Annotated in this window: 9 protein-coding genes; 6 read left to right on the top strand and 3 right to left on the bottom strand. The window is 60.5% G+C overall.

The genetic code is table 11. From position 1 onward, the window contains the following. Nucleotides 1-13 precede the first annotated feature (13 nt). The 4 genes from HBA49_RS00365 (at nucleotide 14) to HBA49_RS00350 (ending at nucleotide 4,804) form a co-directional block, all read left to right on the top strand. Nucleotides 14-637, top strand: a complete 624-nt coding sequence (locus HBA49_RS00365) for an NYN domain-containing protein (protein ID WP_034995988.1) — start codon at nucleotides 14-16, stop codon at nucleotides 635-637. A 33-nt stretch (nucleotides 638-670) separates the two neighbouring features. After that, a complete protein-coding gene (locus HBA49_RS00360) occupies nucleotides 671-3,349 on the top strand; it encodes an MMPL family transporter (RefSeq protein WP_005524968.1) in 2,679 nt (892 codons plus the stop codon). A 115-nt stretch (nucleotides 3,350-3,464) separates the two neighbouring features. Then, on the top strand, nucleotides 3,465-4,454 hold the full coding sequence (locus HBA49_RS00355; protein WP_050773689.1) for a lysylphosphatidylglycerol synthase transmembrane domain-containing protein: 990 nt from the start codon (nucleotides 3,465-3,467) through the stop codon (nucleotides 4,452-4,454). Beyond that, nucleotides 4,451-4,804 (top strand): DUF3054 domain-containing protein, encoded by a 354-nt coding sequence (locus HBA49_RS00350; protein ID WP_005522550.1) that lies wholly within the window; start codon nucleotides 4,451-4,453, stop codon nucleotides 4,802-4,804. Before HBA49_RS00355 ends, HBA49_RS00350 begins: the two co-directional genes overlap by 4 nt. 973 nt (nucleotides 4,805-5,777) lie before the next feature. Here the strand turns inward: HBA49_RS00350 and HBA49_RS00345 are convergent. Beyond that, entirely contained in the window at nucleotides 5,778-7,562 is a 1,785-nt protein-coding gene (locus HBA49_RS00345) for an ATP-binding cassette domain-containing protein (protein ID WP_005522545.1), read from the bottom strand. A gap of 39 nt (nucleotides 7,563-7,601) precedes the next feature. Between HBA49_RS00345 and pepN the strand changes: the two genes are divergently transcribed. Beyond that, entirely contained in the window at nucleotides 7,602-10,127 is a 2,526-nt protein-coding gene (gene pepN, locus HBA49_RS00340; protein ID WP_005524840.1) for an aminopeptidase N, read from the top strand. Here pepN and HBA49_RS00335 read toward each other — a convergent pair. Together HBA49_RS00335 and HBA49_RS00330 are read right to left on the bottom strand one after the other, a co-directional pair. Continuing rightward, complete coding sequence (locus HBA49_RS00335; RefSeq protein ID WP_005522542.1) at nucleotides 10,108-10,743, bottom strand: GntR family transcriptional regulator; 636 nt, start codon at nucleotides 10,741-10,743, stop codon at nucleotides 10,108-10,110. The two genes, pepN and HBA49_RS00335, sit on opposite strands and share 20 nt — an antisense overlap. 3 nt (nucleotides 10,744-10,746) lie before the next feature. Further along, nucleotides 10,747-11,886 (bottom strand): sensor histidine kinase, encoded by a 1,140-nt coding sequence (locus tag HBA49_RS00330; protein ID WP_005522540.1) that lies wholly within the window; start codon nucleotides 11,884-11,886, stop codon nucleotides 10,747-10,749. A gap of 371 nt (nucleotides 11,887-12,257) precedes the next feature. Here HBA49_RS00330 and HBA49_RS00325 point away from each other — a divergent pair, with 371 nt between their 5' ends. Further along, the gene (locus tag HBA49_RS00325) at nucleotides 12,258-13,103 is read left to right on the top strand and encodes a hypothetical protein (RefSeq protein WP_005525146.1); all 846 of its coding nucleotides are present in this window, start codon (nucleotides 12,258-12,260) and stop codon (nucleotides 13,101-13,103) included. Nucleotides 13,104-13,172 lie beyond the last annotated feature (69 nt).

The following is a 13,172-nucleotide window of genomic DNA, read 5'->3' as shown; positions in this document are numbered from 1 at the left end:
AACCCCCGAGCCAATGGGCGACGACACGCTCCTATTGGTGTGGGACGCCCCCAATATCGACATGGGGTTGGGCGCCATTTTGGGTGCCCGGCCCACCGCAGCCCACCGGCCCCGGTTTGACGCCATCGGCAGGTGGGTGCTGGGCCGCGCGGGCGAATTAGCCCACCACACCGGGGTTCGGATCGCCGCCGAAGCCACCGTGTTCACCAATGTGGCCCCAAACGGCACCGACGCCATCCGGCCGTGGGTGGAGGCGCTGCGCAATGTCGGGTTCGCGGTGTTCGCCAAGCCCAAGCTCACCGAGGACACCGACGTCGACCCGGACATGGTGGCGCACATTCGTCACCGTCACGCCGAAGGTGTACTGCGCGGCGTCATCGTGGCCAGCGCGGATGGGCAAAACTTCCGGGAACTCCTCACCGAGCTTGCCGACGAAGGCATCCCGGTCACCATCTTGGGATTCCACGAACACACCAGTTGGGCGGTGAACTCCGAAATCTTCACATTCGTGGACCTGGAGGAAATCCCCGGCGTGTTCCGGGAGCCGCTGCCGCGCATCAGCCTGGATAATCTGCCAGCGACCGGGGCCTGGCTGCAGCCATTCCGACCGCTGTCCATGCTGCTGTCCGACAAGTAGCCAGGCACGATCGGTAGAAGGGATGTTGTCACCATGTTTTCTCGCTGGGGTGAATTCGCCTACCAGCACCGACGTGTTATTCCGCTCGTAGTTGTTGCCGTCATCATCTTGCTCTACCTCACCTTTGGGATGCGGCTTTCGGACCGCATGAGCCAAGAGGGGTGGGATGATCCCAACTCCGACTCCACGACCGCCGCCGCCATCGAAGCGCGAACATTCGGCCGTGACAATAATGGTGACGTCATCCTGCTGTTTACTGCCGAAACCGGCACCATTGACGAGTCACCAGAGTTTGGGCACATCCAGGAATACCTGACCAACCTTCTGGCCAACCACCCCGACCAGATCGACCACATCACCAGCTATTTCGACAAGCGGGTCGACCGGCTCATCAGCCAAGACAAACGCACCGCCTTCGCCGCAATCGCGTTGAAAGGGGACGGGGACCAAACCCTGAAAGACTTCCGGGCCATCAAGGTCCAACTCGCGGGGGCCGGCAGGATGTTTCCTGGCGTATCGACGCAGATAGCGGGGGCCACGGCCGTGGCGGATGCCCTGGATGAGGGCATGAGCCAGGATATTAGCCGGGCCGAATTCTACGCGCTACCAGCCGTAGCATTGCTGCTTCTTGTTGTGTTTGGGTCCCTGGTGGCGGCCTGCATGCCGCTGATTGTGGGCGGCCTGTCCATCGTCGGGTCCCTGGGGGTGCTATCAATACTGGCCGGGTTCACGCAGGTCAATGTGTTTGCCCACTCGGTGGTGACCCTCTTGGGGCTGGGGCTAGCCATCGACTATGGGCTGTTTATGGTGTCCCGGTTTCGGGAGGAACTCAACCGGGGTGGCGGGCAGGATGTGCGCACCGCGGTCAGGCGAGCCACCGGCACTGCGGGCAAGACCGTGGTGTTTTCCGCCGCCATGGTGGCGGTGGCCCTGTCCGGGTTGTTGGTGTTTCCACAGGCGTTTTTGAAATCGGTGGCGTACGGGGCGATCAGCGCCGTGGGATTGGCGGCGGTCCTGTCGGTGACCATGCTACCGGCATTATTTAGCCTGCTTGGGCACAATATTGATAAGTTCATGGTGCGCCGACCCAGGTGGGCGGGGGTAACGGGAATGGTTGCGCACACCTTGGGTCGGGGCAGGCAAAGTGGCCAGGCTGGGCAGCGTTCCGCTGGGGGGCGTGGGCGTTCCCGCTCTTACTCCCACTCCCGCACTGCCGTAGCCGCGCCAGCCGCAGCGTCGAAGGGATCGAAGAAGCTCAGCGAAACCTGGTGGTATCGGCTACCGAACTGGTCGATGCAGCATGCAGTATGGGTGACCTGCGCCATTGTCGGTGGCCTCATGTTGTTGGCCCTTCCGATCGGCGACGTGGAATTCGGTGGCATCAACGAAACCTACTTGCCGCCAACCAATCAGGTGCGCACGGCGCAAAGCACATTCGATCGAGAATTTCCCGAATTCCGCACGGAACCCATCAAACTGGTGGTCACCAACGCCGACAACGATCAACTCGTACAGGTGTACCAACAGGCCGCCCAGGTAGAGGGCCTAACCGGACGATTCACCCCCACCTCAGCCACAAAAGATGGCATCACGGTGCTATCGGCGGGGATCGTGGATCGAGCCCATAACCAGTCGGTTGTCGACCAGCTCCGGGCGATAGAACCGCCACCCGGAGTAAAGGTATATGTTGGCGGCACCCCGGCCCTGGAAATCGAATCTATCGAGGCTTTGTTCGACAAACTGCCGTTGATGAGTTTCTATATTGTACTCGCAACCTTCGTGCTCATGGCCCTGGTGTTTGGCTCACTGGTGCTGCCGGCAAAGGCAGTCATCATGACGCTGTTGGGCATGGGCGCTACCATTGGGCTACTCACCTGGATGTTCGTCGATGGTGTGGGCGCAAACCTGTTCGGCTTCACCCCAGGCCCGCTCATGAGTCCGGTGCTGGTGCTCATTATGGCAATCATTTATGGGCTGTCCACTGACTATGAGGTGTTCCTGGTGTCGCGCATGGTGGAGGCACGCGAGCATCGCGCCGCCACTGATGTTGCCATCAAATTCGGCACTGCCCACACCGGCGGGATTATCAGCGCGGCGGCCATCATCATGATTGTGGTGTGCGGGGCGTTCGGGTTTTCCGACATTGTCATGATGAAATACATTGCCTTTGGCATGATCTTCGCCCTGCTTTTCGACGCCACCATCATCCGAATGATGCTGGTCCCGGCAGTCATGCACCTACTGCAAGACGACAATTGGTGGGCGCCCCCATGGGTGAAGTCCGCGGCCGGGGCGCTGGGGCACCGAGTTTCCCGGAACCAGGGCCAGGGCCAGGGCCAAGGTCGGGGTCGGGGGCAGGCAGGACTGCCAAAACGGGCGCCCCGACCCCAACCTCAACCGCCGCGGGCGGCCCAGCCACGACAGCCGGCCAGGCCAGTGCGCCGGCCTCGAACAAATATTCCCGAACCAGACTCCCGTGCTAGTGTTCGAATGGAGCGGGACCGGGCGTCGTCAAGCAATCAACCAAGCAACCAACATCCGCGGCGGGAAGAAACGATAGAGTTGGCAACAGGGAGCTTGCCGCCGCAGCGTTTCGATAAGCCTCGCACAACCAACCCCAGTACCCACCGGCATTTCTCCCCCACCACCGGCCGCAACACAAAACAAGTGCCCTTCACGGAACTGCTCAAGCGTTTAGAATCCGAAGACTAGCACCGCCAACACCACAGAAAGGATCTTCTTGACAGTCAGCCACGAAAATCCCGCGAACCCCAAGACCGGCGCCAGCTGGAAAAACTGGGTGCGATTCCTCGGACCACTGGTCATCATGGGGATCGCGGCCCTGCTGCTGCGCGACAAGATGCCGTTCCTCGCCACCGGCTACCAGGAAGTTTTAAGTGCTAAACCCACCGGTCTGGTGCTCGCGTTCCTCGCGGTGATTGCCTCCATAGTGGTCATGGCTGAGGTGATGCACACGTTGCTCAATGCCGGCGGCGCCAACGTGCGCTCGCGGGACACACTCCAGCTCACATTTATTGCGAACTCCTGGTCGGCGACATTCCCGGGAGGCGCGGCATTGTCGGCGGTGTACCAATTTCACACCATGCGCAATTGGGGGGTCAACGTGCTGGTTTCCTCCTGGTTCATTGTGGTGTCGGCGGCGCTGTCCACGGTGTGGCTGATTGCGCTGGGGCTGATTTCGGTGTTTTTCTTCGGAGCGGATTTCAGCCTATGGCCCATGTTGGGGTCGGTGGCAATCATGCTGGGGCTAGCGTTGCTGGTGTGGTGGGTCACGAATCACCCGGAGCCGGCAAAACGGTTTGTGGTGGCGGTCATTATCCGGGCCGGCAGGATTGTGCGCCGGCGACCAACAAAAATCCTCGACAGCATTGACGAGCATTTCGGGCAGCTTGACGCGGTATCGCTCACTCCCGGCAAATTCAGCTGGGTTACCCTCCTGTCGCTCATGAATTGGGTGTTCGACATTGTGGCGGTTTGGCTCTGCGTCTGGGCGGTAACGGATGTGCTTCCGGGGTTTCGGGCGGTGGAAAACAACACAACGGTGCTGGGTGTGGTGTTGGCGTTTGTCACTGCGAAAATCGTGGGCACGGCACAGATCACGCCAGCAGGCCTAGGCCCGGTGGAGGCGGCCATGACTGGCAGCCTGGTCGCGGTGGGCATGACGGCTTCGTCGGCGTTTGGTGTGGTGTTCGTTTACCGGATTATTTCCTTTGCATTGATTACGATCATTGGGTGGGTGACATATTTTATTTCCGTTGCCCGCGGTGGCATGCATGTAGGAAGTATGAGTTCATGAAAACGTTGATGACGGACATTATTGCGGTACTGGTGTTTGCGGTGCTAGCCCGGGCCGCCCACGGTGGTTTGGGGCTCGCCCAGATTGCGGACACGTTCTGGCCGTTTGCCATAGGCTCCCTGGTGGGGACGGGGATTGCCACGGTTGCGCTCCGGGGCGCAGGCGGCGGTGCCATCCGTTATGGTGTGATTGTGTGGCTGGTCACCGTGCTCACCGGCTTGGCGATTTGGGCGGCGCGCCATGCAGCGGTTCCCCACATTTCGTTCATTATTGTGGCGACCACTATGTCCGGCCTGCTGCTTCTCGGGTGGCGCGCGGCTGGCCGGCTGGTTGCTCGCCGTCGGCCCTAACCCCTCCCCGCTTTGCGACGCCCTCCCGGTGGCTAAGGCCGGCCTGGCCTCTGATCCAGCCACCCGGAGGGATTTGTTTTGCCCCACCCCTGCTTGGCCCAGTCCGCCAAGCAGGGCTTTTGCTTTAGCTGGGGTTCTGTTTGGCAACTCCGGTTTACCCAGGAAGAAAACTCCTGAAAACCGGAACCCCAGCTAAAGCAAACACGCAGCTCAACCAAGGAAACCGACCGTACTGCCCAAACCCTCCACGACCCTTGCCGCACATCTTCTAAGCTTGGGTTTCAATTTCAGACCAACATTCCCCTGGACCAACAAGCGGCATCAAACAGAAACCAAGCTTAGAAGATATGCAGCCAAAGTCCGACCGCACCCCTGGTCTAACTCCGGCTTTGTTTTAGCTTGGGCTCCGCACCCAACAGACGGATTCAGGCTCCCTACACACAGAACCCAAGCTTAGAAGATACGCAGCCTAACAAGCAGGGGTTTTGCTTTAGCTGGGATTCCGACCAGCCGCCCCGGTTTACCCAGGAAGAAATCTCCCCAAAACCGGAATCCCAGCTAAAGCAAACACGCAGCTCAACCAAGGAAACCGGCCATACCGACCAAACCCTCCACGACCCTTGCCGCATATCCTCTAAGCTTGGATTCCACTTCAAAGGGCACGCATTTAGGACGTTAAAACCCGGAACCCAAGCTTAGAACACCTGCAGCTAGATCCCAACCAGGCCCCGACCGGACACCAGCCCCGCTTTAGCTGGGATTCCCTCCGTCAGCGGCCCGAATCCACCCACTGGAATCAGAACCCAAGCTCAGCACGCTTGCAGCTTGCCAAGCAGGGGTTTTGCTTTAGCTTGGGTTCCGACCAGCCGCCCCGGTTCGCCCAGGAAGAAATCTCCCAAAAACCAGAACCCCAGCTAAAGCAAACACGCAGCTCACCCCACAAAACCAGCCGGTGTCAACCGGGTGAAGCCGGTCAGCCTTCCGAATCGCTCGAATCACTTGAATCGCTTGGATTCCCCAAGTCAGCGGGCTGTTCGTTTTCCACCGGTCCGGCCGGGTCTGCTGCGCCGGCCACGCCTTCGATTTGGGAGGTAAATAATTCCGTGAACTCGCCACCCTTGGCATAGAGTTCGTCAAAAGTGCCGGATTCGGTGATGCGGCCGTTCGACAGGAAATAGATTTTGTCCATCATCCGCAGGGTGGATGCCCGGTGAGACACCACGATCACGATTTTATTGCCGCTGATGCGCCGCAGTTCCGCAAAAATCTCCATCTCACCGTGGGCGTCGATAGAGCTGGTGGGCTCGTCAAGAATCCAAATCCCGGGGTTGCGAAGCCGGAGTCGGGCCAGCGATAGTCGCTGCCATTGTCCACCGGACAGCCCAACGCCTCCCCATTGTTCGCCCAGTTGCTGGTCCAGGTCGTGGACGAATGCATCCGCCCCGGAGATCCGTAGGGCTTCGGTGGGGTCGCCCGGGCCGCCGAGTCGGAGGTTTTGGGCGACGGTGAGCCCGAATCGGGAATAGTCCTGCGGCAGCATCCCAAAGTAGCGGTGTTTCTCCGCGAAGGATGCGTGGGTGATGTCGTGCCCGTCGATGGTCACAGTGCCGGCGGCTATGGGCCGGGTGCCGACCAGGGCGGATACGAGGGTGGTTTTGCCGGCACCGTTGAGTCCGACTATGGCTATGAGTTGGCCTTGGCGGGCCGTGAGGTTGACGTCGTAAAGAATATCGGTAACGAACAGCTTTTCGACGCGCAACTGTTCGGATGTCTCTATTACGGGAAGGGGCGGCTCCGCCTCGGGCGAGTTGAAGAACCGTTGCAGCATGAGCAGTGGGGTGGTTTCTTGCATGAGCATGCCCACGGACCAGCCGACATTATGGATGGCGAAGAGGCCGCTGGAGATGCCCACCAGGGTGGCGGTCGCATCCACCGCGGTGAGTGTGTCGGTGCGCACGAAGGCGAGCAGCGCCAACCCGAAGCACGCGATTGTGGCCAGGGAGTTGTAGAGCTCCGTTCGGATGTACATGGTGTGCACGCTGCGGTCGAGGCTGGCCACCTTGTCGCGGTAGGTTTCGGCCTCGGCGCGGAACCATTCGCGGGCGTCGAGGAGGGCGAGTTCCGTGGCCGGCTCCTTATAGATCATTTGCTCACACAGGTAGTTTGCGTGGCGGTGGTAGTCGTTGTTTTGTTCCCACTGTTCGGCCAGCCTGCGGGAGCAATAAAAGTTCACCACCAGGGAGGGAATAAGCGCCAGTATGGTAAACATGGCAGTCCACACATTGAATTGGACGATAGACACGAACAAGGAAATCGCAACCGTGACCGCGAAAATGACGGATGTGACCGCCGTAGCCTGCACCGACAGGTTCCCGTTGGACACCACCTCCAGGGCTTGGCGCACCTGTTTGTTGGTTTCGGTGTGTGCCAGCCGTTCTGGGGGTAGGCGGGACACCTTGTGGTCGACGGTTTTGCGCCCCATCCAGGCGATATTCAGCCGAAGAATGTCACCAAGCCGGGAGGAAATGTCCTGCAATGAGAGGAATCCGGCAATGAGCAGGGCCACACAGAACGCCAACACGTAGGTGTGCGCAGACCGGGTTTCGATGGCCCGACCCAGGGCCGACACCAGCCACACCTGGGCCGCCGGGAAACCCGCCAACACCAGCTGTAGCAGCAAGACTGCACCCAGGGTTCGGGGTGCGGTGCGGGCCGCGAATGTGAGCGCGAACCAGCTTGATGTGAAGATGTTTTTCATTTGTCACCTGCTTGGAAAAAATTGCTCTACCCTTACGTTATGGACTTTGCAAAACTCACGCGATACGACGCCACCTTCCGTTCCGATTCCCTTCGGATTGATTCCTACGAGCTTGAGCTTGATCTTGGTGAGGCCACCACTAGCCCCACATTCCCGGTTGGGGTTGGGGTGAAATTAACGTCGAAAAGCGAACAAATTTTCCTCGACTACCTGGGGGAGTCTGTGGAGTCCGTCACCATTAATGGGAACCCGGTGCCCTGGGAGCAAAAGGGGGGACGCATTGTTCTTGACGTGCCGGCGGGGCTGGTGGGGCGGCCAATCGCACTCCATGTGCGCGCGCACAGTCGGTATTCGCGCAGTGGGCAGGGGCTGCACCGGTTCACCGACCCACAGGACGGCAACACCTACCTATACTCCCATTCCGAGCCCTCCGATGCGCGCAGGATTTTTCCGTGCTTTGATCAGCCAGATCTTAAGGCACAATGTACCGTACGGATGACGGTGCCACAAGGATGGGTGGCGCTCAGCAATCAGCCCGAGACCACACGGGAGGCGGGCGACCACGGGGACACCGTGACGTTTAGGGCCACGCCGCCGGTGTCCACCTATCTCATGGCGTTCGCCACCGGCCCGTATGTGGCGCAGCGCGACACGTGGCGTTCCCCCGACGGCAAGCGCGAGATTGAGCTGGGCGTATGGTCCCGGGCGTCCATGGCAGAACATGTGGATTCGGAGATTCTGGAGGTCACCAAGCAGGGGCTGGATTTCTTCGATAAGAATTTCGATTTCCCGTACCCGTGGACCAAGTATGATTCCATCTTCGTCCCCGAATATAACCTGGGCGCAATGGAAAACCCGGGGCTGGTCACCTTCACCGAGGCCTATATTTTCCGCTCGCCCGCAACCGATGCGCAGCACGCACACCGCGCCAACACCATTTTGCACGAGATGAGCCACATGTGGTTTGGCGACCTCGTTACCCCCTTATGGTGGGATGACCTCTGGCTCAAGGAGTCCTTCGCCGAATTCATGGGCGCCGACGCCTCATTGCACGCAACCCGATTCACGGATGCCTGGGCGGACTTCGCCGGCACCCGCAAGAACTGGGCCTATGTGCAGGATCAATTGCCCACCACTCACCCCATTAAGGCGGAGATTCCCGACGTGGATGCGGCCCGCCAAAACTTTGACGGCATCACCTACACCAAAGGCGCCGCCGTATTAAAACAGCTCGTGCATTTTGTTGGGCGCGATAATTTCTATGCGGCCGCCCGCGAATACTTCCGCAAGCACGCATTTGGCACCGCCACCTTCGACGACCTCATTGCCGCATTGGGCAACCACACCGACCAGGATCTCCACGACTGGCCAAAGCGGTGGCTGCGCACATCCGGGCCCGACCAGCTCATTCCCGAAGTCACCACCTCCGGGAACACCATCAAACAGCTTTCCATCGTGCAAAATGGTTCACCGCAGACGCGCCCACACCGGCTCACCGTTTCCCTGTTCCGCGGCGCCCCGCTCGAACGCTACCACAGCATGGACGTTCGCCTCCCCGGCATCCCTGGCAAAAACACCGAACTCACCGAAGCCCACGGCCTCCCCGCCCCCGACCTCATCCTCCTCAATGACAACGACCACACCTATGCAAAAATCGGCTTCGACCCAACCTCATTGCACACGATCAAAGCCCGGCTCGGTAATATTACCGACAATGTGTCCCGCGCCGTGATTTGGACCGCCCTCTGGAATCTCACCCGCGACGCCGAACTTCCCGCCCAAGACTACATCGACATTGTGATGCTCCACGGGGCCAACGAACCCAACCCCAGCATAATCGAACAAGTATTCGCCAATGCTTATGTGGCCGCCACGAAATTCACCACCGACCCCACCGTCATCGCCGACCTGGTGTACAGCCTTTGGGACCTCATGTACCAGGCAAAACCCGGATCCGACACCCAACTCGTGCTCGTCCGGGCCGCCATCACCGCCCTGGCAGCCGACCGCAAACCAGGCAGCGCCCGAAAACTCCGGGAACTCTTAGGCGGCCACCTCGCCGGCCTGGTCCTCTCCCCCGACATTCGGTGGCGCATCATCGCGGCCCTGGCCAGCCACGACGATGTGACCGCCCAGGAACTCCTCGCCGAACGCGAAGCCGACAACACCCTCGACGGCCAGGCCGCCTACCTCCAGGCAATGTACTCCTACCCGCACGCCAAACAACAGGCCTTCGACGATCTCCTGCATGCCATGGACTACTCCAACGAGGAGGTCAACGCCCTGATCGCCGGCTTCCGGGCCCCCACCGATCCACGGCCAGCCACACCCGACTTCGCCGCGGAATTCTTCGCCAACCTCAACCACATCTGGACCGAATACCCAATCGAAATCGCCAACCGGATCGTGCGCGGCCTCTACCCGGAAACCGCCGCGGCCGTGGCCAAAACCGAAGAAATTCTGGAGACGGAACTGCCCGGCGCGCTGCACCGGGTGCTGTTAGAGTGCAAGGATCAGGTGCAGCGGCAGTTGGCTGCCCAGGAATTCAACAACTCCGCCTCCTAGCGGCATCCCCCGCCGGCTCGGGCGCCTCGACACGCTGCCACAGATTGGCGGCGGCCTCCGGATTGCCGTCAAGCACGATGGTGAGCCGGCTCAGGGCGGCGTGTTCCAGGTGGCGACGCATAAGCTCGCCGGCAGCCTCACTATTATAGCTGGTGAGGGCCCTGCGGATGGCCTGGTGGTCCGCGCTGCCGTGGCCGGGGATTTGGGGTGCGGCGAGCAACTGGTCGCGGAGTTGGGCGAGAATGCGGCTCCCCTGGCGCGAGCCGATGGTGGCGAAGATGAAATCGTGCACGTCCCCCACGGGACTAGTGGGCCCCTGCTGGCTGGCGAGTATGCGAGCGGCGCGCCGGGCGGCCGGGACTTCGATGGCGATGCGAAGAGCGTAGATTTCGGCGATGTCGGTTTCGGTGGGTTGGATGATGCGAAAGCCCCGGTTGGGGGTGAATTCGATGAGCCCGGTGGCGGCGAGGCGCAGCAGCCCATCGCGGACGGGGCTGCGGGATATGCCGAGGTCGGCGGCGAGCTGGTAGCCGCTGTAAGTGGCGCCGGGCACCATTGCCCTAGTGCGGAGGGCGGCGCGGATGTGTTCGACCACCCAGTCAGTGAGTACGGTCATGGTTTAGGCCTCCCTTAGTGGCAGGATGGTGGTGAGTTGGAAGCCGGTGGGTGTGGGGGTGGCGGTCACGGTGCCGCCGGCGTGTTCCGCGCGTTCCCGCAGTGAGCGCAGCCCGTACCCTTCCGGTTTTTCGCTTGTCGACGCCGTGGCCGTGGGATCGCCGTGGTCTTCCACCATCAGGGTGACGGTGTCGTCGGTAGTGCTGAGGTGAAAGTGGATTGCGGTGGGGTGGCCGTGGCGGAGGGCGTTGGCGACGCCTTCCTGGGCGGCGATGTGGAGGATTTCCCCTATGGGCGTGGGGATGGGTTGGTCCTCAGATGGCGGGATGATGCGGAACTCCAGGCCGGTGCTCGAAAAGGTTTGCGATAGCGATTTCATTATTTCTACCAGTTGGTTGGTGGTGTGTGGGGTGGGTGTGGTTGGTGGGTCGAGGGCCCTCACCCAGCGTCGTAGGTCGGTGAGTGCTTGGTTGGTCACAGTGCGGGCGTGCTCTAGTTCTTGCCAGGCCGCTTCCTCGTTGGTGGGTTTGAGTGCTTTTGCCACGTTGAAGGACATGGTGATGGCGACCAATTGCTGGCCTAGGCCGTCGTGAAGCATGCGGGCGGCGGCGGTTTGTTCTTTACTCACCGCGGCTTCGATTGCTAGGGCACGTTCGCGTTCGGCGCCAGCTTCGAGGGATGCCAGAAACCAGGCGAGGAACAGGTACAGGATGAAGAGGATGCTGGCGCCAATGAATTCCCGGATGACCCGTTCGGCCGGCAGATGCCTCAATATATAGGGGATGGGCGAAAAGATTATGAAGGCGATAGTGAGCCCTAGGCAGGCGCGCATGCTGAATGAGCGGTACACCACCCACAGGGCCACGGCCAGCACGCTGGAGGAGATGGTGACGTCACCGATGATGAAGAGCAGAATGTTGACGATGGCGGTAGCGACGGCCAAGGGGGTGTTGTCGGGGTTTTTCGCCCAGCGGGGGGTGAGGATGGCGGCAATGATGATAAGGATGCAGCCGACAATGGCTTGGGCAACAACATATGGGAATGTGTGATAGCCGGTAACCAGGCGTTCCATAATGACGAGGAACACGGACACCAGTGAAAAGGCCACCAGATAGAAGCCCGGCGTGTGGCCAGCAACAGTCATGGCCTCACACTATCAAGGCGAATGGGATAAAACCCATGACTGACGTCACGATTTTTTGGCGGGCATCCCCGTGGTTTCCACGATCTCCGTGGTTTCCGTTAGCTGGGTTTCGGTGAGGATGGGCCCAAAATCAGGGCCCGATGGAGCGAAACCAAGCTAACGCTCGCCGACGCGGCCGCCCACCCTGGTGCCCAGCGGTGCTGTGCCCTGGCGGTGTTTGGCCCCTGGACCCCAGGCCGTTAGCTGGGAAACCCGCCCTGCAGGGGATGAAATGGGCCGGTTTTGGGCGAAACCCAGCTAACGGATTGCGGGCGGGTTTGGCTGCCGGGAGGGTGGCTCAGGCAGTAGGGGGTTGCATACAATCGGGGAGCATGACTATCACCGCACTCTTATGCTGTCACGAAAGCGAGCCGCCCAGTGGATACGATTCGGTCATTCGGCAAATAACGCAGGATTGGCCGCAACTGCTGCAGCAAGGCGAGTTCCGTAACATTGATGTCTTCACCGAGGGGGAGGCGGACAGCCTGTCGTTTGAGTATCAGGAACCAGCCACCGGTTTCAGGGCGCTCATCACCTGCAGCATCGCGCGGGAGCCGTTTGAGCAGACTGAGGAACTCTTGCCGCAATCACCGTTGTGGCCCGCGGCTGAGCCGTTCAATCATCAGCACGCAATGCATGTGATAGTGACGATTGATGATGTCACCCACCTGAACACCGCCAATGCTGCCGACGGCCCTACGGCTGGGAACACTCCACGGTTGGCGGTGTTGTTGTCGCAGATGCTGGTGTCGATAGGTGCGCTGTTTCGTTCGGCGTTTGCGATGATGTGGTTTGGGGCGGATCACCTGGTTCCCATGGATTTGTTCACCACCATGGCTAAACAGGCGCTGCCCCACCCCATGACCGAGGTGTGGGTGCTTCTCAATGGGGATTCGGATGGGAAAACCGCCATTGGTTACACGCAGGGCATGACGGAGTTTAATATCCCCGAGGTTGAGGTTGTGCATGGGGCACCGGATATTAATGCCGCACTGTCTGCGCTTCAGGAGGCCACCACCGTGCTGCTGTTTGCGGGTGGTGTGAATATTCCTACCTCCCATACCGCTGATGGGGTTGCTGTGGAAACCCCCGAGTTTCGGTATGGGTTTGAGTATTGCCCCACCGTTTTTGGCGACTCCCAAATGGTGCTGCGGCTCACGGAAATCAGCCCCGTATAGCGTCCCGTGGCCCCCGAGCGTTAGCTGGGGTTCCGCGGAAATCGGGGCCCAAGGGAAACGAAAAACCCC

This window comes from Corynebacterium matruchotii (genome assembly GCF_011612265.2).
Classification (GTDB): Bacteria; Actinomycetota; Actinomycetes; order Mycobacteriales; family Mycobacteriaceae; genus Corynebacterium; species Corynebacterium matruchotii.
This window is presented reverse-complemented; position numbering and strand designations above follow the sequence as displayed.

Bases quoted from the DNA above. Each gene is read 5' to 3' on its own strand.
- HBA49_RS00365 (WP_034995988.1), top strand. From the start codon at position 14: ATGGGCGACGACACGCTCCTATTGGTGTGGGACGCCCCCAATATCGAC.
- HBA49_RS00360 (WP_005524968.1), top strand. From the start codon at position 671: ATGTTTTCTCGCTGGGGTGAATTCGCCTACCAGCACCGACGTGTTATT.
- HBA49_RS00355 (WP_050773689.1), top strand. From the start codon at position 3,465: ATGGGGATCGCGGCCCTGCTGCTGCGCGACAAGATGCCGTTCCTCGCC.
- HBA49_RS00350 (WP_005522550.1), top strand. From the start codon at position 4,451: ATGAAAACGTTGATGACGGACATTATTGCGGTACTGGTGTTTGCGGTG.
- HBA49_RS00345 (WP_005522545.1), bottom strand. From the start codon at position 7,562: ATGAAAAACATCTTCACATCAAGCTGGTTCGCGCTCACATTCGCGGCC.
- pepN (WP_005524840.1), top strand. From the start codon at position 7,602: ATGGACTTTGCAAAACTCACGCGATACGACGCCACCTTCCGTTCCGAT.
- HBA49_RS00335 (WP_005522542.1), bottom strand. From the start codon at position 10,743: ATGACCGTACTCACTGACTGGGTGGTCGAACACATCCGCGCCGCCCTC.
- HBA49_RS00330 (WP_005522540.1), bottom strand. From the start codon at position 11,886: ATGACTGTTGCTGGCCACACGCCGGGCTTCTATCTGGTGGCCTTTTCA.
- HBA49_RS00325 (WP_005525146.1), top strand. From the start codon at position 12,258: ATGACTATCACCGCACTCTTATGCTGTCACGAAAGCGAGCCGCCCAGT.